This window comes from Devosia sp., from assembly GCF_025809055.1.
GTDB lineage: Bacteria > Pseudomonadota > Alphaproteobacteria > Rhizobiales > Devosiaceae > Devosia.
Genome location: NZ_CP075529.1, coordinates 2,680,389 through 2,706,792 on the forward strand (window position 1 = coordinate 2,680,389; position 26,404 = coordinate 2,706,792).

The 26,404-nt window shown below is 63.5% G+C and carries 31 protein-coding genes; 12 read left to right on the plus strand and 19 right to left on the minus strand.

Annotated elements, in window-relative coordinates:
* Positions 1–18: 18 nt before the first annotated feature.
* Positions 19–1,056, minus strand: coding sequence for a tripartite tricarboxylate transporter substrate binding protein (locus KIT02_RS13170; protein WP_297578403.1), 1,038 nt, complete (start codon positions 1,054–1,056; stop codon positions 19–21).
* A 218-nt stretch (positions 1,057–1,274) separates the two neighbouring features.
* Between KIT02_RS13170 and KIT02_RS13175 the strand changes: the two genes are divergently transcribed.
* The 4 genes from KIT02_RS13175 to KIT02_RS13190 all read left to right on the plus strand — a co-directional run bounded on the left by KIT02_RS13175 (position 1,275) and on the right by KIT02_RS13190 (position 5,418).
* Positions 1,275–2,021, plus strand: coding sequence for a sulfite exporter TauE/SafE family protein (locus KIT02_RS13175; protein ID WP_297578405.1), 747 nt, complete (start codon positions 1,275–1,277; stop codon positions 2,019–2,021).
* A 133-nt stretch (positions 2,022–2,154) separates the two neighbouring features.
* Positions 2,155–3,279 (plus strand): Gfo/Idh/MocA family oxidoreductase, encoded by a 1,125-nt coding sequence (locus tag KIT02_RS13180; protein WP_297585284.1) that lies wholly within the window; start codon positions 2,155–2,157, stop codon positions 3,277–3,279.
* Positions 3,280–3,427: 148 nt separating this feature from the next.
* Complete coding sequence (locus tag KIT02_RS13185; RefSeq protein WP_297578407.1) at positions 3,428–4,597, plus strand: dihydrodipicolinate synthase family protein; 1,170 nt, start codon at positions 3,428–3,430, stop codon at positions 4,595–4,597.
* Entirely contained in the window at positions 4,594–5,418 is an 825-nt protein-coding gene (locus tag KIT02_RS13190) for a sugar phosphate isomerase/epimerase family protein (protein WP_297578409.1), read from the plus strand. Before KIT02_RS13185 ends, KIT02_RS13190 begins: the two co-directional genes overlap by 4 nt.
* 54 nt (positions 5,419–5,472) lie before the next feature.
* On the opposite strand, the gene KIT02_RS13195 is transcribed toward KIT02_RS13190, so the two are convergent.
* From KIT02_RS13195 to KIT02_RS13245, 11 genes are all read right to left on the minus strand, one after another.
* On the minus strand, positions 5,473–5,856 hold the full coding sequence (locus KIT02_RS13195; RefSeq protein WP_297578410.1) for a hypothetical protein: 384 nt from the start codon (positions 5,854–5,856) through the stop codon (positions 5,473–5,475).
* Between the two features lie 82 nt (positions 5,857–5,938).
* On the minus strand, positions 5,939–6,325 hold the full coding sequence (locus tag KIT02_RS13200; protein WP_297578412.1) for a hypothetical protein: 387 nt from the start codon (positions 6,323–6,325) through the stop codon (positions 5,939–5,941).
* Positions 6,326–6,472: 147 nt separating this feature from the next.
* Positions 6,473–7,666 (minus strand): TRAM domain-containing protein, encoded by a 1,194-nt coding sequence (locus KIT02_RS13205; RefSeq protein WP_297578414.1) that lies wholly within the window; start codon positions 7,664–7,666, stop codon positions 6,473–6,475.
* A gap of 68 nt (positions 7,667–7,734) precedes the next feature.
* Positions 7,735–9,024 (minus strand): folylpolyglutamate synthase/dihydrofolate synthase family protein, encoded by a 1,290-nt coding sequence (locus KIT02_RS13210; protein WP_297578416.1) that lies wholly within the window; start codon positions 9,022–9,024, stop codon positions 7,735–7,737.
* A 170-nt stretch (positions 9,025–9,194) separates the two neighbouring features.
* Positions 9,195–11,618, minus strand: a complete 2,424-nt coding sequence (pheT, locus tag KIT02_RS13215; RefSeq protein ID WP_297578418.1) for a phenylalanine--tRNA ligase subunit beta — start codon at positions 11,616–11,618, stop codon at positions 9,195–9,197.
* A 12-nt stretch (positions 11,619–11,630) separates the two neighbouring features.
* Entirely contained in the window at positions 11,631–12,671 is a 1,041-nt protein-coding gene (locus KIT02_RS17595) for an ASCH domain-containing protein (RefSeq protein WP_366520544.1), read from the minus strand.
* 110 nt (positions 12,672–12,781) lie between these two features.
* A complete protein-coding gene (gene pheS, locus KIT02_RS13225) occupies positions 12,782–13,912 on the minus strand; it encodes a phenylalanine--tRNA ligase subunit alpha (protein WP_297578419.1) in 1,131 nt (376 codons plus the stop codon).
* A 259-nt stretch (positions 13,913–14,171) separates the two neighbouring features.
* On the minus strand, positions 14,172–14,573 hold the full coding sequence (gene rplT / locus KIT02_RS13230) for a 50S ribosomal protein L20 (protein WP_297578421.1): 402 nt from the start codon (positions 14,571–14,573) through the stop codon (positions 14,172–14,174).
* 19 nt (positions 14,574–14,592) lie between these two features.
* A complete protein-coding gene (rpmI, locus tag KIT02_RS13235) occupies positions 14,593–14,793 on the minus strand; it encodes a 50S ribosomal protein L35 (protein WP_046105910.1) in 201 nt (66 codons plus the stop codon).
* Positions 14,794–14,930: 137 nt separating this feature from the next.
* Positions 14,931–15,488, minus strand: a complete 558-nt coding sequence (locus KIT02_RS13240) for a dihydrofolate reductase family protein (protein ID WP_297578424.1) — start codon at positions 15,486–15,488, stop codon at positions 14,931–14,933.
* 69 nt (positions 15,489–15,557) lie between these two features.
* Positions 15,558–16,403 (minus strand): glycosyltransferase family A protein, encoded by an 846-nt coding sequence (locus tag KIT02_RS13245; protein WP_297578426.1) that lies wholly within the window; start codon positions 16,401–16,403, stop codon positions 15,558–15,560.
* Between the two features lie 118 nt (positions 16,404–16,521).
* On the opposite strand from KIT02_RS13245, the gene KIT02_RS13250 reads away from it, so the two are divergent.
* Both KIT02_RS13250 and KIT02_RS13255 read left to right on the plus strand, forming a co-directional pair.
* Positions 16,522–16,941, plus strand: coding sequence for an Hsp20 family protein (locus KIT02_RS13250; protein WP_297585287.1), 420 nt, complete (start codon positions 16,522–16,524; stop codon positions 16,939–16,941).
* 27 nt (positions 16,942–16,968) lie between these two features.
* A complete protein-coding gene (locus KIT02_RS13255; protein WP_297578428.1) occupies positions 16,969–17,253 on the plus strand; it encodes a DUF1150 family protein in 285 nt (94 codons plus the stop codon).
* A 75-nt stretch (positions 17,254–17,328) separates the two neighbouring features.
* On the opposite strand, the gene KIT02_RS13260 is transcribed toward KIT02_RS13255, so the two are convergent.
* Positions 17,329–17,796 carry a PTS sugar transporter subunit IIA gene (locus KIT02_RS13260; protein WP_297578430.1) on the minus strand — a complete coding sequence of 156 codons (468 nt, stop codon included), beginning with the start codon at positions 17,794–17,796 and terminating at the stop codon, positions 17,329–17,331.
* Positions 17,797–17,841: 45 nt separating this feature from the next.
* Entirely contained in the window at positions 17,842–18,414 is a 573-nt protein-coding gene (raiA, locus tag KIT02_RS13265; protein WP_297578436.1) for a ribosome-associated translation inhibitor RaiA, read from the minus strand.
* A gap of 229 nt (positions 18,415–18,643) precedes the next feature.
* On the opposite strand from raiA, the gene KIT02_RS13270 reads away from it, so the two are divergent.
* Positions 18,644–18,967: a hypothetical protein gene (locus KIT02_RS13270; RefSeq protein ID WP_297578438.1), complete on the plus strand. Its 324-nt coding sequence runs from the start codon at positions 18,644–18,646 to the stop codon at positions 18,965–18,967.
* Positions 18,968–18,973: 6 nt separating this feature from the next.
* Here the strand turns inward: KIT02_RS13270 and rpoN are convergent, their stop codons facing one another.
* The 5 genes from rpoN to KIT02_RS13295 form a co-directional block, all read right to left on the minus strand.
* Entirely contained in the window at positions 18,974–20,479 is a 1,506-nt protein-coding gene (rpoN, locus tag KIT02_RS13275) for an RNA polymerase factor sigma-54 (RefSeq protein ID WP_297578440.1), read from the minus strand.
* A gap of 116 nt (positions 20,480–20,595) precedes the next feature.
* Positions 20,596–21,357 carry an LPS export ABC transporter ATP-binding protein gene (gene lptB / locus KIT02_RS13280; RefSeq protein ID WP_297578442.1) on the minus strand — a complete coding sequence of 254 codons (762 nt, stop codon included), beginning with the start codon at positions 21,355–21,357 and terminating at the stop codon, positions 20,596–20,598.
* Entirely contained in the window at positions 21,354–21,809 is a 456-nt protein-coding gene (locus KIT02_RS13285; protein WP_297578444.1) for an LptA/OstA family protein, read from the minus strand. Before KIT02_RS13285 ends, lptB begins: the two co-directional genes overlap by 4 nt.
* Entirely contained in the window at positions 21,806–22,441 is a 636-nt protein-coding gene (locus KIT02_RS13290) for a hypothetical protein (protein ID WP_297578446.1), read from the minus strand. The genes KIT02_RS13285 and KIT02_RS13290 overlap by 4 nt, the downstream gene beginning before the upstream one ends.
* A gap of 13 nt (positions 22,442–22,454) precedes the next feature.
* Positions 22,455–23,069, minus strand: a complete 615-nt coding sequence (locus KIT02_RS13295) for a ribonuclease D (protein WP_297578448.1) — start codon at positions 23,067–23,069, stop codon at positions 22,455–22,457.
* Positions 23,070–23,303: 234 nt separating this feature from the next.
* Between KIT02_RS13295 and metK the strand changes: the two genes are divergently transcribed.
* The 5 genes from metK (at position 23,304) to KIT02_RS13320 (ending at position 26,376) form a co-directional block, all read left to right on the plus strand.
* Positions 23,304–24,560 (plus strand): methionine adenosyltransferase, encoded by a 1,257-nt coding sequence (gene metK / locus KIT02_RS13300; RefSeq protein ID WP_297578450.1) that lies wholly within the window; start codon positions 23,304–23,306, stop codon positions 24,558–24,560.
* A 76-nt stretch (positions 24,561–24,636) separates the two neighbouring features.
* Positions 24,637–24,870, plus strand: coding sequence for a DUF433 domain-containing protein (locus KIT02_RS13305; RefSeq protein WP_297578452.1), 234 nt, complete (start codon positions 24,637–24,639; stop codon positions 24,868–24,870).
* On the plus strand, positions 24,867–25,196 hold the full coding sequence (locus KIT02_RS13310; RefSeq protein ID WP_297578454.1) for a DUF5615 family PIN-like protein: 330 nt from the start codon (positions 24,867–24,869) through the stop codon (positions 25,194–25,196). Before KIT02_RS13305 ends, KIT02_RS13310 begins: the two co-directional genes overlap by 4 nt.
* Positions 25,193–25,897 (plus strand): tRNA (guanosine(46)-N7)-methyltransferase TrmB, encoded by a 705-nt coding sequence (gene trmB / locus KIT02_RS13315; RefSeq protein WP_297578456.1) that lies wholly within the window; start codon positions 25,193–25,195, stop codon positions 25,895–25,897. The genes KIT02_RS13310 and trmB overlap by 4 nt, the downstream gene beginning before the upstream one ends.
* Before the next feature lie 119 nt (positions 25,898–26,016).
* Positions 26,017–26,376, plus strand: coding sequence for a helix-turn-helix domain-containing protein (locus KIT02_RS13320; protein ID WP_297578457.1), 360 nt, complete (start codon positions 26,017–26,019; stop codon positions 26,374–26,376).
* The last annotated feature ends 28 nt before the right edge of the window (positions 26,377–26,404 follow it).

Sequence of the window (26,404 nt, forward strand, 5' to 3'; positions counted from 1 at the left end):
GAGCGGTAGACCCTGCCCTTACATGCCCACTTCGGTGCGGGTTTCGCAGTCGATGCCGATCGTGGACGGATCGTTGACCGCTTCGCCGCGTTCGACGGCATCGCAGGCTTCCAGGATTACGACCGGCATGGCCTTGGCCCGGGCCTCGGCGCCGTAGGAGGGTGCAAACACCGCGCCGAAAGTCTCGGCATAGGTCTTGATCTCCTCGGCATTCATGACCTTTTCGGCCCAGATCTTGTCGAGCGTGGCCACGACCTCATCCGGTACGCCCGCCGGCACGAAGATGCCGAAATAGTCGGGCGCCAGTGCCATGTCGGGGATCCAGTCGGTGATCGGGGGGATCGGGTCGACGCCCTCGAGTTCCAGGGGCTGGTCGGACAGCACGGCCAGGGCCTTGAGACGGCCGCCGCGGATAAGCTCGGTCTGTTCCACGGCCAGCTGGGTGGTGACCATGGCTTCGCCCGAGGCGGTGGCGATGGCGGCCGGTCCGCCGCCGTCATAGGTGATCATGTTGTAGGGGAAGCTTTCGGCCGCGCCGGAGAGGGCCGCAATGGCGGTGCCGCCCGACGAGGTAATGCCGGCCGTGGCCACGGTGATCTCGTTGCCGCGGGTCTTGAAGGCTTCCAGCAATTGGCCGAAATCCTCGAACTCGCTATCGGCCGGAACCGAGACGACCGGGACATTGGCGACCGACAGATAGATGTGCCAGTCGTCGATATTGGTGTTTTCGACCAGGCCCGACACCGAATAGGTGGCGTTATTGGCAATGGCATTGGCCGTCCAGGTGTAGCCGTCCTTGGGGGCGTTGAGCACTTCCTGGGTACCGATGGCACCCGATGCGCCGGGCTGGTTGACCACGACAACCTCGACGCCCAGGGCTTCCGCCAGGATCGGCGCGGTGACGCGGGTCACCTGATCGGTGGACCCGCCGGCACCCCATGGCACGATCAGGTTGATCGGGCGGTCCGGTTTCCACTCCTGGGCAAAGGCGGCGGTGCCGGCCAGAGAAGCCAGGGCCGTGGCCGAAACCAGGACAAGTCGCAGGGACTTCTGCATCGTCTGATATCCTCCCAATATTGCGAGGCCCGTTCTTGTGGCCTTCGGTGCAAGACTTGCGCCGAACCGGTACCCTGTCAAGCACGAAGTAACCATGTGGTGACCTCAGGTCGTGCGCCCAACGGCCGGTAAACTGTTGTCGGCACGCATAGAAAGGTTCTATATCGAGACCTGCCTGCCCCGACCGAACTGGTCCGTGAACGTTTTCGGAGAGTGACATGGATTTTGATCCTGCCCGCTTGGCGATCATGGCCCTGGCGCTGGCGGCGGGCGCCATCGTCAAGGGCGCGACCGGCATGGGCCTGCCGCTCGTTGCCCTGCCGGTGCTGACCACCGTGTTCGGATTGCAGCATGCGGTCGGCATCATGGCCATTACCCAGGTCCTGACCAATTGCATGCAGATCTGGCAGTTTCGCAGCGAGGCGCGGTCCGAGGGGCTGGGCTTCCTGCCCTGGTTTCTGGTCGCCGCGGGTGCCGGCGTGGTCCTGGGGACCTGGCTCCTGTCCAGCCTGCCGGAACGGGCGCTCATCATCTCGCTCGGGCTGCTGCTCTTGGGCTATTTCCTGTTCAAGATCACGCGGCCGCACCTCACGGTGGGCCCGGAACTGGCACGGCGTGCCGGGCCCTTTGCCGGTTTCGGCAGCGGTGTGCTGCAGGGCGCAACCGGCATTTCGGCGCCAATCGGGGTGACCTTCATCCATGCCATGGGTCTCGAGCGCCGGACACATGTCTATGCTGTTTCGGCCATGTTCCTCACGCTGGGGCTGGTGCAGCTGCCGGCCCTGGTCATCTCCGGCATCATGCAGGCGCAATGGGTTCTCGAGGCGCTGCTCGCCATGATCCCCATCCTGATCTTCATGCCTGTCGGTCAGGCCCTGGCAAAGCGTCTGAGCCGCCGGGCCTTCGACCTGATGATCCTCATCTTTCTCGGTCTGATGGGTCTCAAGATGGTGCTCGGACTCTGATTTTCATGCGAAGCCGCGCGCTTGCCCGCTTGACGGAGCCGCTCGCTCTCATATAGGTAAGTAACTAATCAGTTACACCAAAAAGCTGCGGCTTGGGAGGAATGAATTGGCGGAACAACGCATTGGCATCATCATGCACGGCGTCACCGGGCGCATGGGCTATAACCAGCATCTGGTGCGCTCGATCCTGGCGATCCGCGACCAGGGCGGTATCACGCTGGCGAATGGCGACCGCCTCGTCGTTGACCCGATCATCGTCGGCCGCAATGCCGACAAGATGGCGGCACTGGCCAGAAAGCATAACATCGCCCGCTGGAGCGACGATCTCGACGCGGCCCTCGCCAACAAGGACGACGCGATCTTCTTTGACGCCGGCACCACGCTGATGCGCGCCGGTCTTCTCGAAAAGGCCCTCGCCGCCGGCAAGCACGTCTATTGCGAGAAGCCCACCTCCGACGATCTCGACATCGCCGTGAACCTGGCCAAGACCGCTCGCGCCTCCGGCCTCAAGCACGGCGTAGTCCAGGACAAACTGTTCCTGCCGGGCCTGATGAAGATCAAGATGCTGCGCGACAGCGGCTTTTTCGGCAAGATCCTGTCGGTGCGCGGCGAGTTTGGCTACTGGGTCTTTGAAGGCGACTGGCAGAAGGCCCAGCGCCCCTCCTGGAACTATCGCAAGAATGACGGCGGCGGCATCATCCTCGATATGCTCTGCCACTGGCGCTATGTGATGGACAATCTCTTCGGCGAAGTGCAGGCGGTCTCGTGCCTGGGCGCCACCCATATTCCCCAGCGCGTCGACGAGCAGGGCAAGACCTTCGACTGCGACACCGACGATGCGGCCTATGCCACGTTCGAACTCGAAGGCGGCATTATCGCCCAGATCAATTCGAGCTGGACCACCCGTGTGCGCCGCGACGATCTCGTCACCTTCCATGTCGATGGCACCCATGGCTCGGCCGTTGCAGGCCTTCACAAGTGCTGGACCCAGCATCGCGTCAACACGCCCAAGCCGGTGTGGAACCCCGATCAGCCCCAGACCATGAATTTCTTCGAGGACTGGGAAGAAGTGCCGGACAACTGGCCGGCCGACAATGGTTTCAAGGCGCAGTGGGAAATGTTCCTGCGCCACGTCGCCGAGGACGCGCCATGGCCCTATGGGCTCGAAGCCGGCGCCAAGGGTGTGCAGCTGGCCGAACTTGGTCTCAAGAGCTGGGAAGAGCGCCGCTGGCTGGACGTGCCCAAGCTGGAATTCTAGTCACAGCCCTCCCGCCCCACGATGTCATTCCGGCGCAGGCCGGAATCCAGGCTGAAGACCAGCAGCGGCATCAGGGGTTGGGAGGGGACACAGCATGGACCCCGGCCTGCGCCGGGGTGACATCGCGTTTGTTGAGGCCTTGAGAGACATGACCAGCATCAACCTGCCCAATCCCGACCGCTCCATTTCGCCCTATACGCTGACTGGCGATCCCATTCCCTTCGTCAAGTTCAAGGCCACCGATTTTCCGCGTATTGCCTATTCGGCGGCGCATGTCGTGGCCGATCCGCTGGCCAGCAATGATCCCTGGCTGACCCCGGCCATCGACTGGGACACGACGCTGAAATTCCGCCATCGCATGTGGGATCTTGGCCTTGGCGTGGCCGAAGCCATGGACACGGCCCAGCGCGGCATGGGCCTGACCTGGACCGAAGCCAAGGAGCTCATCCGGCGCGCGCAGGCCGAGGCGCGCACGCGCAGCGATAGCCTCATCGCCTATGGCGCGGGTACCGATCACCTGGCGCCCGGCCCCGATGTCACCATCGACGACATCATCAAGGCCTATGATGAGCAGGTCGGCCTTGTGGAAGGCGAAGGCGGGCGGGTCATCCTCATGGCGAGCCGTGCCCTCGCCGCCGCCGCCAAGTCGCCCGACGACTATGCACGCGTCTATGGGCACGTCCTGAGCCAGGTCAAGCAGCCGGTCATCCTGCACTGGCTGGGCGAAATGTTCGATCCGGCCCTGCAGGGCTATTGGGGCGACATCGACCACGACCGGGCCATGGACGTCTGCCTCGACGTCATCGCGGCCAATGCCGACAAGGTCGACGGCATCAAGATTTCGCTTCTGTCCGCCGACAAGGAAATCGCCATGCGGCGGCGCCTGCCGGCCAATGTGAAGATGTATACGGGCGACGACTTCAACTATGCCGAACTGATTGCCGGCGACGATCAAGGCTATTCCCACGCCTTGCTGGGCATTTTCGATGCCATCGCCCCGGCGGCCTCGGCGGGTCTCGCGGCGCTCGGTCGCGGCAATACCAATGAATTCTTCGACATTCTCGAACCGACCGTGCCGCTCAGCCGCCATATCTTTGCGGCTCCGACACGGTTCTACAAGACCGGCGTCGTGTTTCTGGCCTATCTCAATGGCCTGCAGGATCATTTCACCATGATCGGCGGCCAGCAATCGACCCGTTCGCTGCAGCATCTCGCCGAACTCTTCCGGCTGGCCGACAAGGCCCGCGTCCTCGCCGATCCGGACCTGGCGGCAGCGCGCATGCGGCAGGTTCTCGCCGTCCATGGAGTGGCATCATGACCGAGCGCGGAATTTCCCTCAATCTCGCCACCACCCGCCAGCAATGGGGCTTTGCCGAAGCGGTGGACGGTTGCCTGCGGGCCGGCATCACCGCCATCTCGCCCTGGCGCGACCAGATCGCCGCCATCGGCCTCGACGAGGCTGCCCGCATCGTCAAGCAGAACAAGCTGCAGGTTACCGGGGTCTGCCGCGGCGGCATGTTCCCCGGCGTCGATGCCGCCGACCGGCAGAAGCGGATCGATGACAATCTCAAGGCCATCGACGAAGCCGCGGCCCTCAATGCCGATTGCCTGGTTCTGGTCGTCGGCGGGCTGCCCGAGGGGAGCCGTGATCTCGCCGGCGCCCGCCAGATGGTCAGCGACGGCATTGCCGCCATGCTGCCCCATGCGCGCGCCTCCGGCGTCAAGATCGCCATCGAGCCGCTGCACCCCATGTATGCGGCCGACCGCGCCTGCGTGAACACCATCGATCAGGCCCTCGATATCTGCGAGGACCTTGGCGAAACCGTCGGTGTCGCCATCGACGTCTATCATGTGTGGTGGGATCCCAACCTCGCCAATGCCATTGCCCGGGCGGGGCGCATGAAGCGCATATTCGCCCATCACATCTGCGACTGGCTGGTGCCGACCAATGACATGCTGCTCGATCGCGGCATGATGGGCGATGGCGTCATCGACCTGCCCGGTATCCGCAAGATGATTGAAGACGCCGGCTTTTTCGGGCCACAGGAGGTCGAAATCTTCAGCCAGGACAATTGGTGGAAGCGCCCCGGCGACGAGGTGCTGGCGACCATCAAGGAGCGGGTCGCCACCGTCTGCTGATCCTGAACAAGAAAAAGGCCCCGGATCACTCCGGGGCCTTTTGGCTGAGGCTCGCTACGAGACCTTCTGATAGTCGATGCTGTTGCAGAAAATGCCCTGGCAACCCGTGATCTTGAGCGTCTCGGGGCCGGTCAGTTCCACAATGGCTTTGGCATTGCCGCCATTGAGAGCGATATTGCCTTCCCACTTGGCGGGACCGGTCTTGGTGCCGCGCACCACTTCCTGATCCACGAAAGCCAGGTTTTCTTCGGTCCGGCTGTCGCCCTGAATATCGTTCAGCGTGCCGCAGAGCTGGGTGCCGTCACCGCACAGTTCGAAGGTAAAGGTGGTGCCCCAGCGGTCCTGCCAGACCCCATCGGGGGAAGCGGCCTGCTGGGCAAAGCCCGGAGCGGCGAGGGCAAGGACGGCGGCGGAAGCAATGAAAAGGGTCTTCAACATGGTCATCTCCAGAATCTAGATAGTGAAAGGACTGTCCGGCCAGGGGGCAAAGCCGGATCGTCCAGGGGCAAAAATCGGCTTGTTAGCTCGCCTTGTAGAACGTGATGGTCTGGCACAGGATGCCCATCTGGCAGCCGGTGATATCCATGGCGCCATCGGCCACCATGGTCACTGTGGCGCCAGCATCCTGGCCGCCATAGGTGAAGGTGCCTTCCCACTGGCCGGGCGCGGTCTGCTCGGCCTGGACCACTTCCTGGTTCACATAGGCCAGGTTTTCCGGGGTCCGCGCGCTGCCCTGGATATCGTTGAGCACGCCGCAAAGGGCCGTGCCATCTCCACACAGGGTGACGGTGAGGGTGGTGCCTTCCTTGTCGATCCACGTGCCTTCGGGGCTGGCTGCCGGTCCGGCCAGGGAGGGGGCGGACAGGGCCAGGACCGAAAAGATCGTGGCAGCAAATGCCTTGAACATGACTGTTCTCCGCAATAGTTCGGGCCCGGATCTTGCCGGGCCAAAGTTCGGGTTTAGGGCTTATCTGTTACAAACGCGGCCGTTGTTCGACGGGTTCACCGGGTGCGACAATTTGTGATTGCCGGCCGGTTCACCGAACAGGGCCAATCAGCGCCGAAAGGTCGCAGCCATTTCGACATGACTGGACCAGGCGAACTGATCCACGACCAATAATTGGTCCAGCATGAACCCAGCCTGAACGAGTTGAGCCGCATCGCGGGCGAAGCTGCGCGGGTCGCAGGCAACCATGACCACGTGGCTAAGCCTCGAGGCGGCAATCTCGCGCACCTGCGCCTCGGCACCAGCGCGCGGCGGATCGAGCACAACGGCGTCGAAGTCGAGCTCGAACCGGGTCAGGGGATCCCGGAAAAGGTCACGGGCCTTGGCCGTGATGGCCTTGAGCCCGCGAGCATGGCGGGCCGCCTTGTCGAGTGCGGCGATACCGGCCCGGTCGCTATCGGCGGCCAGAACCGTGGCGTTTGCAGCCAGGCGCAGGGCAAACGGGCCAATGCCGCAGAAGAGGTCGGCCACCTTCCTGGCTTTGCCGACCGCAGTCAGCACATAATCGCCGAGGACCGTTTCGGCCTCGGCCGTGGCCTGCAGGAAACTGCCGATGGGCAGTTCCACCTGGGCCGGACCCATCTTCACCATGGGCGCCTGGGCCTGGAACAGCATCTCCCCATTGTAGGCCAGCCGCGCCACCCCGAACCGGTTGCCGAGGGGAATAAGACCGGCTTCCTTCACGCGCCGCTGACTGCTGCGGACGGTCACATCCATGCCGGTCATCGTGGCGGTGAAGCCGATATCGCAGGGGCCGATCGCAGCGCCGATGGCGCGGGCCAGGTCGGGCGCGCGCCCCAGCGCCGGCACCAGGATCGGGCAGGCATCGAGGTCCAGCAGATCGTGGCTGCGCAATTGCATATAGCCGGCCTGGTCGCGCCGGGCGTGCAGCGTGGCCCGCCGCCGCCCCTCGCCATGGGCGATGACAAAGCGCTCGATCGGAGCCTCTATCCCGGCCTGCCGCAAGGGTTGCTCCACGAGACGGCGCTTGAAGGCGACATAGCTCTCCCGGTCGAGATGCTGCAACTGGCACCCGCCGCATGTGCCGAAATGCCGGCAGATCGGCTCGATACGCTGCGGGGACGGCTCGAGGATCGAGAGCAGGCGGGCGCGCTCACCCTCGATCTCAATCGTGACCAGTTCCCCGGGCAGCACGAAGGGCACGAAGATGCGCTTGCCATCGACGATGGCAACGCCTTCGCCCTTGTGGCCGAGGCTTTCAATCCTGACTGTGGTCGACATGGTCTGTCCGGGGCTTGCTGGGGCCGAGGTACAGCTTTTGTTAGCGCCCGGCAACCGCCAAGCCGGTGCTAGACTGGTTGGGTGCCATTGCGGGCCAGTACATCGCCAGCGAGATAGAGTGACCCACAGATGAGGATACGCGCATCCTGATATTCCGCCGCGGCCTTGAGCGCTGCGGTCAGCGATCGCGCGGCGCGAGCCGGGAAGCCGGCGGCACGGCCGCGGGCGGCAATGTCCTCGGCTGGGTGCGCATTGGCTTCCCCGGGAATGGTCAGCGTCAGGACGGCCGCCGGATGCAGGTCGCGGAACACGGCGAGGAAATCCTCAGGTGCCCGGGTGTTCATCATGCCCATGATCAGCACCAGCGGCTTTTCCGGCATGGCGGCGACAGTACGCGCCAGGGCCGCCGCGCCATGCACATTGTGCCCGCCATCGAGCCAGAGCTCATGGCCCGGCTGCAGCAAGGCGCGCAACTTGCCCTCACGGATCGGCTGCATGCGGGCCGGCCAGGTGACGGTGCGCAGGCCCTGTGCCAGCGCGCGATCATCGACCGGCAGATCGAAATGGCGGCAGGCGGCAATGGCGAGCGCTGCATTGTCGAACTGGTGTGGGCCGGGCAGGGCGGGCGGCGGCAGATCGACCAGACCCGCCTCATCGGAAAAGACCAGGCGCCCGTCCTGCTCGTTGCCGTGGAAATCCTCACCCTGCCAGACCGGCCGGATGTCGAGGCGATGGGCGGCACGCTCCAGCACCTTGCGTGCCTCGTCCTGCTGCAGGCCCATTACCGCCCTGGCGCCACGCTTGAGAATGCCCGCCTTGTTGCCGGCAATTTCGCCCAGCGTATTGCCCAGAAAACCCTGGTGATCATAGTCGATGGGCGTGATGATGGTGCCGAGCGGGTGCTTGACCACATTAGTCGTGTCATAGGTGCCGCCCATGCCGGTTTCGAGCAGCAGGAAATCGGCTTTCGTTTCCGCGAACAGCTGAAACGCGGTCACGGTTGTCACCTCGAAAAAGGTGATCGGCTCGCCATTGTTTCTGGCCTCAACCGCCTCCAGCGCCGCATTGAGCCTGCGCGTGCCGACATATTTTCCCGCCAGCCGGATGCGCTCGTTGAAGCGCACGAGATGGGGGGAGTTATAGACATGAACGCTCTTGCCCGCGGCTTCGAGAAAGGCGCGGAGATAGGCAATGGTCGAGCCCTTGGCGTTGGTGCCGGCCACATGGATCACGGGCGGCAGGTGGTCCTGCGGATTGCCCAGCTTTTCGAGCAGCGGCAGCATGCGATCGAGGCTGAGATCGATCAGCTTGGGATGGAGGCGCGAGAGGCGAGCGAGAATGGCGTCAGTGCGGGACATGTTGGTCTCCAAAGCGTCGCGGCCTGGTTGTGCTCGGCTGATTGCCAGACGCACCAAGCTTCCCTCGGGCCTGACCCGAGGGCCGGCCTGGGAGCCACTGCCGTCGGAGAGCGGCCCTCGGGTCAGGCCCGAGGGCAGGTCGGTGATCGTTTGGGTCTAAAGCGTAGTTTCTACTTCCGCAATTCCCCGCCGGTGGTCTTGGTGACGGCCGCCACCACTGCCGCCGAAACCTTGTCGATTTCCTCGTCGGTGAGCGTCCGGTCCCTGGGCTGCAGGGTCACCTCGATGCCCACGGACTTCTTGCCCTCGCCGACATGGCTGCCCTCGAAGACATCGAAGATGCCGACATCAGCGATCAGCGCCTTGTCGGCGCCGCGGGCGGCCTTGAGCACGGCGGCAGCGGTAACGCTGCGGTCCATGACAAAGGCAAAGTCGCGGCTGACCGGCTGGAACGGGCTGAGGGCCAGGGCCGGCTTGGTGCGCGTGGCCTTCTTGCGTCCTTCGGGCAGGGCGTCGAGGTCGATTTCAAAGGCGCAGACCGGGCCGTCGAGGTCTAGATCCGCCACCAGGGCAGGGTGCAGTTCGCCGAACCATCCCAGGGTCACTTTGGGGCCGAGGACCACGCGGCCACCCCGCCCCGGATGGCTCCAGGAGGCAGCTTCGGGCAGGACCTGGACCTTTTCGATGTCGACGCCAAGTGCGTCGAGAACCGCGGCCAGATCGGCCTTTGCGTCCCAGACGCCAACCGGCGCCGCCTTGCCGGACCAGTGCCGCCCAGCCCCGTCCGGTCCCGCCGTGCCCGTGCGGATGCCGGACGCATAGGTGTGCTGGCCTTCGGGCCTGTCCGAAAGGAATACCTGGCCGACTTCGAACAGGGCCACATCGGCATAGCCGCGATTGCCATTGCGCCGGGCGCCGGCCAACAGGCCCGGCAGCAGCGAGGGCCGCATGTCGGTCATGTCCGAGGCAATGGCATTGGCCAGCTGCCGGTCTTCGGTGCCGCCACCAAAACGGGTGGCCTCTTCGTGGCTGATGAAGCTCCAGGTCACCGCCTCATCCATGCCCCGCGCTGCGAGGGCCCGGCGCGACAGACGGCGGCGGTTCTGGATGGTGGTGAGCATGCGCGGCGCCACGTGGTTGAGGCGGGTCAGCGGCTCGACGGGCACATTGTCGACCCCCACCATGCGCATCACTTCCTCGACGAGATCGGCCTTCATCGTCACGTCCGGACGCCAGCTTGGCACCTTGACGCTGCGCACATCGCCGCTGCCGTCCACGACAAAGCCGAGGCGGGAGAGGATCGCCTCGATCTCGTCTGAGCCGATATCCAGCCCCGTCAGCCGGCGCACTTCCGCCAGCGGGAAGTCCACAATGGTGCCGGGAAAAACGTCGTCGCCGGAAACAGCCGGCTCCATCGCCTCGCCGCCGCACAGCTCCAACACCAGGCGCGTTGCCAGTTCCATGCCCGGCTCGGTCAGCGCCGGATCGACAGAGCGTTCGAGGCGATAACGGGCATCGGAGACGATGCCGGTCTTGCGGCCGGACTGGGCGATGAGATCGGGATCCCAGCTGGCGCATTCCATGAAGACATTGGTGGTGTCCTCGGTCACACCCGAACGAATGCCGCCCATGATACCGCCGAGGCACAGCGGACCCCTGTCATCGGCGATGACGGTCATGGTCTCGTCGAGCGTATAGACCTTGTTATCGAGCGCATCGAACGCCTCGCCGCGCGCATTGCGCAGCACCATCTGCCCCTCGACCTTGTCGGCGTCATAGGCATGGAGCGGGCGGCCCCAGCCCAGGGACACCAGATTGGTGATGTCAACGACCGTATTGATGGGCCGCAGGCCTACGGCCCGCAGCCGCTGCTGCAGCCAATCCGGCGAGGGGCCATTCTTCACATTGGCGATATAGCGGCCGGCAAACTTGCGGATCGCCTTGGGCTCGCCAGCGCTGAACTGGTGCGGCAGGGGCGCAATCGGGCTTGGGCCTTTGGAGGGAACGGCCGACATGTCCGTCGCCTTGAGCGCGCCCAGGCCAAAGGCGGCGAGATCGCGCGCCACGCCATAGACGCCGGTCGCATCGCCCCGATTGGGGGTGATGGAAATGTCGAAGACCACGCCATTGATCCCGGCATAGTCGACGTATTTTTCACCGATCGGCGCATCCGCCGGCAGTTCGATAATGCCGTCATGGTCGTTGGAGAGCTCAAGCTCGGCGGCCGAGCACAACATGCCATTGGACGGGGCGCCGCGAATGACGACGCCCGCCTTGAGTTCGAAATCCTTGCCCGGAATATAGGTGCCGGGGGCCGCAAACACGCTCTTGAGCCCGGTCCGGCAATTTGGCGCGCCGCAGACCACGTCGATCAAGGCGCCGGTGCCCGCATCGACCTTGCAGATATTGAGATGGTCGGAATTGGGATGCGGCTTGGCTTCCACCACATGGGCGACGACGAACTTGTCGAGACGTGCGCCCTGGCTGGCAATGTCTTCGACCTCAAGGCCGATCATGGTCAGCGCCTTGCCGATCTCGTCAACCGAGGCGGTCGTGTCCAGGTGTTCCTTGAGCCAGTCGAGCGTGAATTTCATGGGTTTGGCACCTTAACGATAGTCGCTTTTGCTGCCGGTAATGGTCGGCAGCGCGGCAGAGAGTTTGAACAGTTCGACAAGCGTATTGGCAAAGCCGCGCGCGTCGTCGATGGCCTTGTGAGTGTGCGGGATATGGCCGAAGAACTCGGCCGGCAGCTTGCTCATGCCCCAATCCATATAGGGCGCGCCGCGCAGGGTTCCGGCCATGGTGTAAAGGCAGATGCCGCCGCCGCGAAAAATCTGCCGGCCGCCGAACGGGCCGGACAGGGCCCGCGTATTGGCGAACTCGTCCAGATAGTGGTCCATCCACAAGCCGTCGAAAATCATCGGCGCGGCGACAAAGACTTTTGGCCCCGGCAGGCTCTCCACCCAATCGGCAAAGCGGGGCATGACCACGCCGGGGTCCTCGGCGCCCTCATTGGCGGCGCGCCAGGCTTCGGGCTGGGTCTGCCACCAGGCCATGGTCATGGGATGCTGGCTGCGACCGGCCTTGGGCTTCAACACCGCCTCGAACTCGCCGTGGCGCGTGCCATTGGCCTCGATGGCCACCGAGGCAAAGCTCAGCATGGAATGGTGCAGCGGCGTCGGGCCATCGGCCTCGATATCGGTGACGATGAATATGGGGCGGCTGACTTTTGCATAAAGGTCGCGGCCGGCCGGTAGCACGGTCACGAGCCGAAAGGTTTCGCAGACCACGTCCATGTCCAACGAAAAACCGCCATTGCGGGCGAAATAGGCTTCATGGCCCGCCCGCCACTCGGCATAGGGCCCTTCGCCTTCGCGATCGGTGAAGCCGGGCTCGATCTGGTCAAATCGCTTTGTCTCAACAGACAGCGTCTCGATCACACAGGCTTCCTCGCCCGCGCCATTGAGCACCACGTCACGGCGGCCAACCCTGGGCATGGGCTCCCCACCGGCTTCATAATCGCGCAAGGCCCCGCAGGTCGCCGTCTTGTCGCCCGCCAGCACCAGCGCGAGCAGACGATCGGCCAGCTCCGGGGAATCCCCGAAGCTGAAGCGGATCTGATCCTTGCTGTCCCGACCTGACGACACTTTGAAACGTCCTGGATGTCATCCCCGCGAAAGCGAGGACCTCTGTTAAATGACCTGCATCGGAAACGGGCTTCCCGCTTTCGCGGGAATGACCCGGCTGGTGAAGAACCTTAGGAGGAGAGCCCCCCGAACAGCGTCGGCAGATCCAGCGGCCGGAACCCGTAATGGTCGAGCCAGCGCTGGTCGGCGTCGAAAAAGGCGCGCAGGTCCGGCATGCCGTATTTCAGCATGGCGATGCGGTCGATGCCCATGCCCCAGGCGAAGCCCTGATAGACATCCGGATCGAGCCCGGCATTGGCGATGACATTGGGATGGACCATGCCGCAGCCAAGGATTTCGAGCCAGTCGCTGCCCTCGCCGATCTTGACCTCGCTGCCCGAGCGATCGCATTGCACATCGACTTCCATCGAGGGCTCGGTGAAGGGGAAGAAGCTGGGGCGGAAGCGCAGCGTGACAGTGTCGACTTCGAAGAAGGCCTTGAGGAATTCCTCAAGCACCCAGCGGAGCTGGCCGATATGGCTCGACTTGTCGATGACGAGCCCCTCGACCTGATGAAACATCGGCGTGTGGGTCTGATCGCTGTCATTGCGATAGGTGCGGCCGGGCATGACCACCCGGATGGGCGGGTCCATCGCGGGCGTCAGATAGGACGCGGCCGGCTTTTCATTGGTCTTCTGCATGACGCGCATCTGCACCGGCGAGGTATGGGTGCGCAGAACCTTCTTCACCCCGTCTGCGCCGGTCTTCATGAAGAAGGTGTCGTGCATTTCGCGCGCCGGATGTCCCTCGGGGAAATTGAGCGCGGTGAAATTGTAATAGTCGGTCTCGATATCGGGCCCTTCGGCGATGGAGAACCCCATGTCGGAAAAGATCGCGGTGATTTCGTCGATGGTCTGGCTGATCGGGTGAATGCGGCCGCGCGCGGTCGGAGCAGGCCGCAGAGGCAGGGTGACATCGACTGTCTCGGCCTTGAGCCGGGCATCGAGAGCGTCGGCCTTGAGCGCAGCACTGCGGGCCTCGATCAGGGCGGCAATTTCGCTCTTGAGGCCGTTGATGGCGGGACCGGCTGACTTGCGGTCTTCGGGGGCCATCGAGCCCAGCGTCGCCAGAAGCGCCGAGACCGAACCCTTCTTGCCCAGGGCGGCAACCCGAACGGCATCGAGCGCGGCTTCGGTGTCGGCAGCGGCGATCGCAGCGCTCAGTTCGGCGCGCAGGGTTTCAATCTGGGTTTCCAAGGACATGTTTCTCTCAACTCGGATGGGCTGCGGTCGGTGTTAGAGCATTTTGGGCCTTTTAAGTCAGGCCCAAAAAAATCGATAAGGTCTGCTTTTGGTCTGCCGCAGGCCCGCCATTCGAGCAAAGCTCTCATGGCCTTCTTGCCTGAAATCGCTTCACTGGAGCGATTTCGCCTTCGGCCGGCGCGAAGCCAAAACAAAACGCCCCGCGCCAGCCCTTTCGGGCGGCGCAAGGCGCGATTTCGACCTCAGCGGACTGGGGTGCTTAAGCGGTGACGCGGGCGTGGGTGGTGGTGTCCACGCCTTCCAGATACGCCAGCGCTGCCTTGGCCTTGGCGACCAGGGCGGCGAACGCTTCGGGCTGGGTGATCGCGAGATCGCTCAGCACCTTGCGGTCGACGGCAACCTCAGCCTTGCTGAGGCCGTCGATAAATCGGTTATAGGTCAGGCCGTGGTCGCGGACGGCAGCGTTGATGCGCTGGATCCACAGAGCGCGGAAATTGCGCTTCTTGACGCGACGATCGCGGTACGCGTACTGGCCGGCCTTTTCGACGGCCTGCTTGGCGATACGGATCGTGGATTTACGACGGCCATAATAGCCCTCGGCGGCCTTCAAGACCTTCTTGTGACGAGCGTGGGCGGTTACGCCACGTTTTACGCGTGCCATTGTTCAGTGTCCTTCCAGCTTAGCGGTTGTACGGCATGTACCACTTCACCAGACCCTCATCACCCTTGGAGAGGATCTTGGTGCCGCGGTTGGTGCGGATGTACTTGGCGTTGTGGCTGATCAGGCGGTGGCGCTTGCCGGCAACGCCGGCCTTCACCTTGCCGGTGGCGGTGAAGCTGAAACGCTTCTTGGCGCCGGACTTGGTCTTCATCTTGGGCATTTTGCGGGTCCTTATTGGTCTTGAACAGGCTTTGGGCCTATCGCTTTCAAAGACCGCCACGGCATGCCTTTTGGCCGGGCGGTCCGGAAGATGCGGCTCTATAGGGGTAAACCGGGCCAATGGCAAGCCCGTCGGGCCTAGCGGCGCGTCGGTTCATAGACCAGGTTGAGGCCCTGGCCCGATCGGCTCGAATGCACCAGCCTCAGATGCACTGGCGGCTCCCCGGTATCGGCGAATATCTTGACGCCGGCGCCGATCATCACCGGGGCCACCTGTAGAAAGACCTGGTCGACCAGCCCAGCCCGCAACAAGGCCGAGCCCAAGGTCGGCCCGAGGATGACGACCATTCTACCCTCTGCCTTGGCCTTGGCCTGTGCCACCGCGCCCGGCAGATCGTGGCCATCGGCCCAGAAATATCTGTCATCGTCTGGGAAGGGCCTGCGCGTGACGACATATTCGGGAATGTCGTCAAGACCATAGGCCTTGGGCAGATCATCCCAGTCTTGCGAAATATCGTAGCCGCGCCGCCCGCCCAGGGTGCAGCCGACATTGGCCATGACGACATCCACCAGCGGATTGTCGGCGTCTTCGCCGTCTTCCATCATGAAGCCGAGGCTGTCATCCACATCGGCGGCAAAGCCATCGAGGCTGATGGCCGTGTGCCAGATGACGCCGTCCCGTTTCAATATGTCCATCTTCCGTCCTCCTTGTGGCGATGAAAACCAGACGAACGGGGGAGGTCTGGATCGACACGCTGACGCTTTTCAGGCCCGCGCCGCCGCAAGCATCGGCTCGATATGATCCTCGAACAGCAGCCCCGGCTCGGCGGCCAGCGCCGCACCATAGGCGGCTTCGGCCGCGAGGGATATGCGCAGGAATCCGGCAAGCCCGTCCACGTCTTCGGGGCTGAGGCCGTAATGTCCCGTCTCCAGCCGGCGCAGGATTTCGGTCTTGCTGGCGATCATCCCGGCGGCGACATCCTTGCCATTGCTCATCGAACCATCGCGCTTGATGTAGTCGTGCAGGGGCGTGCCCAGGTGCTGGCTGGTGGGGATCGTTGAATAGAGCTGCAACAGGAATTCGAGGTCGGTCATGTTGCTCATGGCCGGTTCATAGCGCCCGTCGCCCCGTCGCCGGTCCCAGGCGATCATCGAATCCATAGAGAGATTGACCCACTTGTGCGCGCCGGGACGCAGGGCCTGGTCTGGCCCGGTGCCGACAAAGCGCAGATGGGTGAAATCGGCGGTCATCACGTCAAGCGCCGTGGTGACGATGCCGTGATGGCCGAGGGCCGCCACGCAATGCTCGAGCTTTTGCGGCTTGAGGCGGTCATCGGCATCAAGGATTGCCGCATAGGGTGCCGTCAATTGCGCAAGGGCAACATTGCGCGCGTTCGAAGCGCCCCGGCCCACCCCGCCGCTTGAGCAGAACACCTGCCTTGGATCGTTCAGGCCCTGTTCAGCCAGGAACCCGGCATAATCGAAGCCATCGTCGGCAATGATCCAGTGTTGCCAGTTGGCATGGGTCTGTTCCAGCACGCTGCGCACGGTTGCCGACAGAGTATCCTGCGATTTGAAGGCGGGAGTGATGACAGCGATGACGGACGGCACGGGTCTCTCCACTGGTCTTGAAGCGGGAACGCTTTGGTCCCATATCTGGCTCACGCAATCGGTGCCAGTACCGGGCCGGAGGCGCAAGACGTTGCTTGACGATCAAGGACGCCAGATCATGTCGCGTATTTCGGTGTTTTCCGCACCCTTTCTCCTCGGCTTCGACAGCTTCGAGGAGCGCATCGACCGCCTCGCCCGCTCGGCGGATGGCTATCCGCCTTACAATATCGAGCGCATGCCCGGTGAGGACGGCGCCGAGCTTTTCCAGATCTCCATCGCGGTGGCCGGTTTTTCGTTAACCGAGCTGGAAGTGATGGTGGAGGATAATCAGCTGATGGTGCGGGGCCGGCAGAAAGACGATCCCGGTCGGGACTACCTGCATCGCGGCATTGCAGCCCGGCAGTTTCAACGCAGTTTTCTCCTGGCGGACGGCATGGAGATCAAGGGTGCAACTTTAGGGCATGGAATGCTCGTTGTTACTCTTGAGCGCCCCCGCGCAACCAAGATCGCCCGCAGAATAGACATTCGCTCATTGTGAGGAATTAACCAAGGAAAGGGCCGAAACATGATGGACAGACGCAATTCGGACGCCCTCGTCGACGCCGCCAATCCCCTCAAATCCCTGACGCGCGCCCAGTTCGCAGCGCTGGGGGGCGATGCAGTCGCCTATATCAAGTCGGTGTCGGGTGAAGTGCTGGGGCAGTTCATCAGCGATGCCGAGTTCGACGCCACGTTTCAGTACCAGCTGGTCATGTCCGCCGATGGCACGCCGCTCATGGTGGCCGACACGGCCGACGCCGTGAACGAGTGGCTCGGTGATCGCAATATCGGGCTGGCGACCCTGCATTGAGGCGTTGGCGCCGCTGGACAAAAAACAAAAAACCCCCGGTTCTGCCGGGGGTTTTTCTTTGCGTTCTGTTTGGCTTTACGCCGCGTATGTGGTTTCCACCGGCGCAGTCAGCACCTCGTGCAGGCGCATTGCATCGGTTTCGGCGCGCAATTGCTCGGTGATGGCCTCGGTGCGCAGCAGCCGCGCGACGCGCGACAGGGCCTTGAGGTGGTCGGCCCCGGCCCCCACGGGCGCCAGCAGCATGACCACGAGGTCAACCGGCTGGTCGTCCACTGCGTCGAAATCGATGGGCTGGTCCAGCCGTGCGAACACGGCCGTGACCCCCTTGAGGCCCGTCAGCTTGCCATGCGGAATGGCGATGCCGTTGCCCAGGCCGGTCGAGCCAAGTTCTTCGCGGCTGGTCAGCGCATCCAGGATTTGAGCCGACGTGAAGTCGGTCAGTCCTGACGCGGTGTCCGCGAGACGTTCGAAGAGCTGGCGCTTATTGGTCACGCCCGTGCAGGACAGCACGGCACGTGGCGCCAGTATGTCGGCTAATTCCATTATTTCGCCTTCGGAATCGACTTGGCTTGGCGCGGCACGGGCGGGTCAGTTGCTGCCCAGGGCAGGATCGATCCAGCCAATATTGCCATCGGCGCGGCGATAGACCACATTCAGCCCGCCATGTCCAGCGTGGCGGAACATCACAACCTGTTGTCCACTGAGGTCGAGTTCCATGACCGCTTCCTCAACGCTCATGGCGCGCAGGCTCTTGGTCGTCTCTGCCACCACCGGAGGCGCATAGTCAGCGTCGAGCTCGTCCAGCCCGTCGCTGGCCCCCAGAACGGTATATTGGGCCGTCACGTCGTCGCTGCCATTGGCGCCGCGGCGGTGCTGCTTGAGCTTGCGATTATAGCGCCGCAGGCGCTTTTCGATATTGAGCGCCATGACTTCATAGGCACTGGTGGCATCGCCACCCTGCGCGCTGGCCTGCAGCATGGCCCCCGAATCGAGGTGCACCACGCAATCGGCGCGAAATCCGATGCCGTCCGGGGTCAGGGTGAGATGGCCATCATAGCCCCCGTCGAAATACTTTCCGACGACGGCAGCGAAGTGTTCCTCCGCCTTGCCCCTGAGGGCATCGCCAACATCCATGTTCTTTCCCGAAACGCGTAGGGTCATGGCTTTTTTCCTTTCGGTCGTATGGCTCGACGCGAGAGTCCCAAAGCCGCTTCCCGGCTCGACGGGATCTGCGTCTGTCGACACCACCGATATGGGATGCCGACACCTGCGATGCTAGACCCGGTCCGGGTCGCTGTCCATTCGCATCGGCAGAGACTTACCGCCTATTCAGGGGGTGACAGCCCAATTGGCGACACATAGCCTTCGCGCAGCTGATTTGGGGGTGAGCATGGAGTTTCCGGCCCTGGCCACGGGCGGTGTGACGCCGACCCTGCCCATCTTGCTGGTTGTCTTTGTCGTGCTGGCCCTGGCCGGCGCAATGCTGCTGCTGCTGGCCCTGTTGCGTCGCAACCTGCTGCTGGTGGGCAAAAGGCGCCTCAATCCATTTTCGCCGGCCGATGTTCAGCGCGCCGCCGATCCAGGCCTGTCGACCCGCCGGGCGGGTCAGGTACCCTTCTGGCAGACGCTCTATGCCCGCCTGGCGCTGATGCTTCTCGTCACCGGGCTCAGCGGGGTGATCGTGATGACCCTGGTTCAGCTGTTCTCGTCCTGATCACGATCAGGCGATGGAGGCCAGTTCCTTCTTCTGGCGCCGCCGGATGACCGATGAGGGGATATTCATGCCCTCGCGATATTTGGCCACGGTGCGCCGCGCCACGTCGATCCCCTGCTCCTTGCGCAGCACCTCGGCAATGGTGTCGTCGGAGAGGATGTCATTGGCCGGTTCGGCATCGATCAGCTGGCGGATGCGATGGCGGACCGCTTCGGCCGAATGATCGGCACTGCCATCGGCCGAGGCGATGGCGGTGGTGAAGAAGTACTTCATCTCATAGAGGCCGCGCGGGGTCGCCATATACTTGCTGGCCGTTACCCGCGAGACCGTCGATTCGTGCATGTCGATGGCTTCCGCCACCATTTTCAGGGTCATCGGCTTGAGGTGGGAAATCCCGTGCACCAGGAACCCGTCCTGCTGGCGCACGATCTCGGCGGCGACCTTGGTGATGGTCTGGGCCCGCTGGTCGAGGCTCTTGGTGAGCCAGTTCGCCGTGGCCAGGCAATCCGACAGGAAGGTCTTTTCGGCGGCATCGCGGGTCTTTTTGGTGACCGTGGCATAATAACTGCGATTGACCAGCACCCGGGGCAGGACATCGCTGTTGAGCTCCACCACCCAGCCTCCATCCGGTCCGGGCCGTACGAAGACATCGGGCACCACCGCATCGATCGGGCTTGAATCGAAGGCAAGGCCCGGCTTGGGGTCGAGCAGGCGCAATTCGCCCAGCATGTCCGCCAGGTCTTCGCGATCACAGCCCACGGCCTTGAGCAGGCCGGCCATATTGTGCTCGGCCAATAGGCCCAGATTGTCGATCAGCCGCGCCATCATCGGGTCGAGGCGGTCGCGCTCGCGCAATTGTATGGAGAGGCACTCGCCAACCGAGCGGGCAAAAATGCCGGCCGGCTCGCAGCCCTGCAGCACCTCCAGCACCGCCTCGACATCGGCCAGTTCCGCGCCGAGCAGGTCAGCGACAGAATCCAGCTCGATGGTCAGGTACCCGGCTTCGTTGAGGCCATCGATCAGGTGCTGGGCGATCAGCCGATCGGCCGGCACCCGCAGCAGCATATTGGCCTGGGCTTCGAGGTGTTCGGACAGGAGCGGGCGCGCCGCGACGAACTGGTCGAGATCAGGGGCCTCTCCGCTTTCAAAGCTGCCATTGCGGTCCGGCCCACGATGCACTCCGAGTTCACCAGGTCCCGAATCGGGAAACACATTGTCGACCGAGGTGTCATAGCCATCGGCGATCTGGTCGGCATCCTTGATCCGCTCACCCTGGGCGACGGTGTCTTCATAGGCACTGAGCTCGACCCCGCGCTCGACGGGTTCGGCCGGCTCGACCTCGTCCGGACCGCCCTCCTCGCGCTCGAGTAGCGGATTGCGCAGCAATTCGGCATCGACGAAGGCGCTGAGTTCAAGATGGCTCAACTGCAGCAGCCGGATGGATTGCATCAGCTGCGGCGTCAATGTCAGGGTCTGTGACTGACGAAATTCGAGCCGTGGCGAAAGCGCCATGCTTTTCAGCCTCTTGAGCGTGCAAAAATACCGGCCCTGGGGCCCTTCCCGGCGGCACCATGACTCAAATCAGGCGTCTCGGCAAGTTTCGTGCCAAATCGGCAGATGCGCTCCGGCTAGATCGAGAATGTGTCGCCCAGATAGACCCGGCGGGCTTCCGGATCGGCGGTAATGGTCTCGGGCTTGCCCTGGATCATCACCTTGCCGCCGTGGATGAGATAGGCGCGGTCGACCAGCCCCAGCGTTTCACGCACCGCGTGGTCGGTGATGAGCACGCCGATGCCGCGTTGGGTCAATTGCCGCACCAGTCCCTTGACCTCGGCCACGGCGATCGGATCGACACCCGCAAAGGGCTCATCGAGCAGCATGAACACCGGGTCGGCGGCCAGCGCCCGGGCGATCTCGACGCGCCGCCGCTCGCCGCCCGAAAGCGCCAGGGCGTTGGATTTGGCGAGATGAGCGATCGAAAATTCGTCCAGCAGCGCCTCGAGCCGCAGTTTGCGTTCGGCCCGTCCGCGCACGTGGTTCTCAAGCACCGCCATGATGTTGCCGGCAACGCTGAGGCCACGAAAGATGGATGGCTCCTGCGGCAGGTAGCCGATGCCCAACTGCCCGCGCTGGAACAGCGGCAGGTGGGTGATGGCCGCGCCATCGAGCAGGATCTTTCCCGTGTCGGGTTTGACCAGCCCCATGATCATGGTGAAGACAGTGGTCTTGCCGGCGCCATTGGGCCCCAGCAGACCGACGGCCTCGCCCCGGCGTACCGCCAGGGACACATCGTGCACCACCGAACGCCTGCCAAAGCTCTTGGCAAGGCCATGGGCCACCAGCCAGCCCGTCTGGTCGATGCGGGTGCGGGGTGAAGATGCGTCACTCATTGCGATGTGAACACCCCGGTCACCCGGCCGCCGCCACCTCCGGTGAACGTCGACACATCGGTTTCAAGGTTCACTACGAGTTCGGTGGCGTTCACCGTGCCACTGGAATTGGTGACCTTCACATTGCCGGTGAGGCGCAGCAGCTGGTCCGAGGGGGTGAAGACGGCATTTTCACCGGTGGCGTCCTGGTCCTTGGTCTTGAGGCGTACACCGCCGCTGGCGGTAAAGCTCTCGATATCGGACGTGCCGCCTTCCCCGTAGATGGCGACGACCCGCGGCGCCCAGACCGTCACGGTTGGATGAACGACCTTCACATTGCCGGTAAACACCGCCTCGCTGCGGGTTTCCTCGACCGTGAGCTGGTCGGCACTGATTTCGACCTGCGTCTGGGACAGCGCCGGGCCGGCCAGGAGGGCGAGCAGCAGGGGAACGAGAAGGGCGGTGCGGATCACGGAAGTTTCTCCCCGGGCGTCGAGGCCAATGTGACCACGGCATTGGTAAAGGTCCAGCGAACGGCTTCCGAATCATAGACGAGGCCCTGGGCGCGCACCGTCGTGCCATCGGCATAGTCGACAGTGACGGCGCCGCGCGAGGTCAGGGTCTGTGTTTCCATCTCGATGATCGAATCGGTCAATTGACCCTTGGTGCCGCTGGAATAGGAAAAGTCCGCCAGGCCCGGGACGGTGACGATGTCATTGGCCGTGTCCAATTGCGCATAGGCGGCTTCGGCCTGAAGCGTCGTGCCGTCGGTCCGCGACACCAGGATGCCGGCCTGGTCGAGGTCCAGGACGTCGGTCCGGGTCAGCGGCGCCGCCGCCGACGCGGCCCAGACCCGGTAGGTGGAGCCATCGGCCATCATGCCGGAATATTCGGGTGTCGCCAGGCTAATGGAATCGGGGGAGACCGCGACCTGGCTGATGCCGTAGCGGCTGCCGATATTGGCGAGGACAATCTGGACCACGAGGCCCACCAGAAGCAGGCAACCGCCCGCCGGCACCGCAATGCGCAAGACCCGGACGACATTGTTCCGCCGGCTGAGACGGGCAAAGGCCTGCCTGCGCGTGTCGGCGGACAGAGCGGTCATGGTGCCGGTTCTCCTAGCTATGGGCGAAGATGTCGGTCTCTTCCCAGCCCAGAAGGTCGAGCGCGCACCGCGTCTTGAGGAAGTCGAAGCATTCGCGGGCCAATTCAGTGCGGCCTTCGCGGGCCAGCATGCGGTCGAGGTGGCGCTTGAGGTCGTGCAGGTACAAGACGTCCGAAGCGGCATAATCGAGCTGAGCGTCGGAAAGCTTGTCCCCACCCCAGTCCGAGCTTTGCTGCTGCTTGGAGAGATCGACATTCAGCAGTTCACGCACGATGTCCTTGAGCCCGTGCCGGTCGGTATAGGTGCGCACCAGCTTGGACGCGATCTTGGTGCAATAGACCGGACCCGTCACCACCCCGAACCGGTGCTGGAGCACAGCAACATCGAAGCGGGCATAGTGGAAGATCTTGGTGACACCGGGATCGGCCAGAAGTTTGGTCAGGTTTGGCGCCTCGGTGGCGTCCTGGGGAATCTGCACGACGTCCGCACTGCCATCGCCGGGAGAAAGCTGAACCACGCAGAGCCGGTCGCGATGGGGGTGAAGGCCCATGGTCTCGGTGTCGATGGCGACTTCGCGGCCGTAGTTGGAAAGATTGGGCAGGTCGCCGCGATGTACTCTGATTGCCATGGTTTGGTCCCGGTTTTTGTCGGTTTTCTCTTCGCATAGAGCGATGGCCAATAAAAGGCATGAGCGCGGGGGTGAAAAAATTTGCCGTGAACGGGCGGGTCAGACACATAAAGCTTTCTTTATGTGGTCGTTGCTTTCAGACGGTGGACCTGCGAAAAGCGAGGCTGAAAGTGTGAGGACTGCCTCACACGCGCACTCCCGCGTGCGCCCTCGCCACCAGCTAAGAGGTTTAACGTGGCCCGTTCGTCTTATCTGTTCACCTCGGAATCGGTTTCCGAGGGCCATCCCGACAAGGTCTGCGACCGCATCTCCGACGAAATCGTCGACATGGTCTTCCGTGAGGCCAAGAAGGCCGGCATGGATCCCGCCCAGGTGCGCATTGCCTGCGAAACCCTGGCGACGACCAACCGCGTTGTGATTGCCGGGGAGGTGCGCGTTCCGCCATCCCTCCTCAAGAAGGGTAAGGATGGCGCGGTCGAACACGATGCCGCCGGCCACCCCAAGGTCAATCCGGCCAAGTTCAAGTCTGCGGCCCGAAAGGCCATCCGGGCCATTGGCTACGAACAGGACGGCTTCCACTGGAAGACCTGCAAGATCGATGTGCTGCTACACGGCCAGTCGGCCGACATTGCGCGCGGCGTCGATGAAAACGGCAACAAGGATGTCGGTGCCGGCGACCAGGGCATCATGTTCGGCTATGCGGCGCGCGAAACGCCTGAACTGCTGCCCGCACCCATTTACTACGCCCACCGCATCCTCTCCACCATTACCGACGCCCGCAAGGCCAATCATGGCCCTGCCGGCCAGCTTGGCCCCGACGCCAAGAGCCAGGTGACGGTGCGCTACGAAAACGGCCAGCCGGTTGGCGTTACCCAGATCGTGCTCTCCACCCAGCACCTGGACGAAAGCCTGTCCTCCGAGGACGTGCGGGCCATTGTCGAGCCCTATATCCGTTCGGCCCTGCCCGAAGGCTGGATTGACGATGCGACCGTCTGGCACGTCAATCCGACGGGAAAATTCGTGGTCGGCGGACCCGATGGCGATGCCGGCCTGACTGGCCGCAAGATCATTGTCGATACCTATGGCGGCGCTGCGCCCCATGGCGGCGGTGCCTTTTCGGGCAAGGATCCGACCAAGGTCGACCGTTCCGCCGCCTACGCCGCCCGCTACCTCGCAAAGAACGTGGTCGCGGCGGGGCTTGCCGATCGGGCCACCATCCAGCTCAGCTATGCCATCGGCGTCGCCCGGCCGCTGTCGATCTATGTCGACCTGCACGGCACTGGAAAGGTTGATGAGGCCGATCTCGAACGGGCGCTGGCCAAGGTGATGGACCTGACGCCGCGCGGCATTCGCACCCATCTCGATCTCAACAAGCCCATTTATGCCAAGACCTCTGCCTATGGCCATTTCGGCCGCAAGCCGGGACGGGACGGCAGCTTCTCCTGGGAGAAGACCGACCTGGTCAAGGCATTGAAGGCGGCGGTTGCCTAAGATGGCCCGTGATTGATTGAACGTTTACCCCGGGGGGCTCCCGCGATACCATGTGGCCGCCGATGGGAGCCGAAAAATGTCCGAAGAAGCTCGCGAACCCATTATTGTTTCCACGCCGGGCGTGGTCGGTGGACGCCCGCGCCTGCAAGGTACGCGTATCACCGTCCAGGACGTACTGGGGGCACTCGCTGCAGGTGATACGATAGACGAACTTCTCGTAGATTTTCCCTATCTGATGCGCGAAGACATTTCGGCCGTTCTGCGTTATGCCGCCGATCACGTCGGGCATCAGGGCATCGCGGCGGAGTGAAGTTTCTCCTCGACGCAAATATGCCGGCTCGGCTGGCCGATGTGTTCATTGCCGAAGGGCATGAATGCGTACACATGGAGATGCTCTTGCCGCGCTACGCGCAGGACACGGACATTGCCGCGATCGCCAATGAGATGGGCGCGGTCATTGTCAGCCGCGATGCCGACTTCGTTCATTTTTCACGTGCCGGCCTGCTCGAAGGTCCGCTTGTTTGGGTGCGTCTCGGCAATCTGCGGCGTGCAGCTATTGCCGCCACGTTGCGGACGCGCCTCCCAGCCATAGTCCGGGCAGTCCATGCCGGCGAAACTATCATAGTCTTGCGATGACCGACCACCAACTTCCCAAAACCCGCTCCGGCGAGCCGCGTGCCTTTTTCGGACGGCGCTCAGGCAAGAAACTCCATGGCGGGCAGAAGGCGCAGGTGGCAGACCTGCTGCCCCAGGTTGAACTGCATCTTGGGGACGGGCTCGATCCGCGGCAGATTTTTCCCGATGCGAAACGCATCGTGATCGAAATCGGTTATGGCGGCGGCGAACACCTGGCGCGCAAGGCAGCCGAGGAACCCGGTACCGGTTTCATCGGCTGCGAAGTGTTTACCGGCGGCATCGGCAAGATGGTGCAGGCCATCGAGGCGCGGGCGCTCACCAATGTGCGGCTCTATACCGACGATGCGCTCAAGCTGCTCATGGCTCTGCCGCCGGCCAGTGTCGATGCGGTCTATCTCCTCTACCCCGATCCCTGGCCCAAGACGCGTCACCACAAGCGGCGATTTGTCTCTCCGGTGACCCTGGATGAACTGGCGCGCGTCATCCGGCCGGGTGGCACGTTCTTTTTCGCCACCGATATCGAAGACTACGCCAATTGGACGCTTGCCCATGTCCTGCGGACCGAGGATTTCGTCTTTTCGCCGCCGGCCCCGGCCAGCTGGCACCAGCCCTATCCGGGCTGGCAGCCGACCCGCTACGAGCAGAAGGCGCGGCGCGAGGGGCGCATGATCAGTTTCTATTTTTCTTTCGCCCGCAGCTAGGGGCTGGTGCGCCGCGCACAGGCGTATGGCGCGGCACCTTGTCAAAGTTTAATCCGGCCGGGCTCTGGACCTTGGCGGCTGACGACCCATATCGGGGAGGCGTCATCCCGGAGCCAGACATGTCCATTTCCGCGCCAGAGGGCACGTCCAGTCACCATATGCTTGCAGTCCGTCCAAGCAAATGGACCCTTGTTGTGGTGGTTCAACTGGGGGAGGGGCCACGCCGCTTCGGCGAGTTGCGCCGCGATCTGGGCGGTGTTTCGCAAAAGACGCTCACCGCCGTTTTGCGGGAACTGGAGCGCGATGGTTTCGTATCGCGCGAGGCCTTTGCGACGATCCCGCCGCGCGTCGACTATGATCTCACCGAGCTCGGGCGGGAACTACTCGAGCTGGCACATGGCTGGCGCCATTTCGCCATGCGCAATCGCCAGCGCGTTGAACAGGCGCGGCAAATGTTCGATGCGGCCGAGCGGCTCTAGCCGGGGCCGGGATACAGGCGCCGCCGCG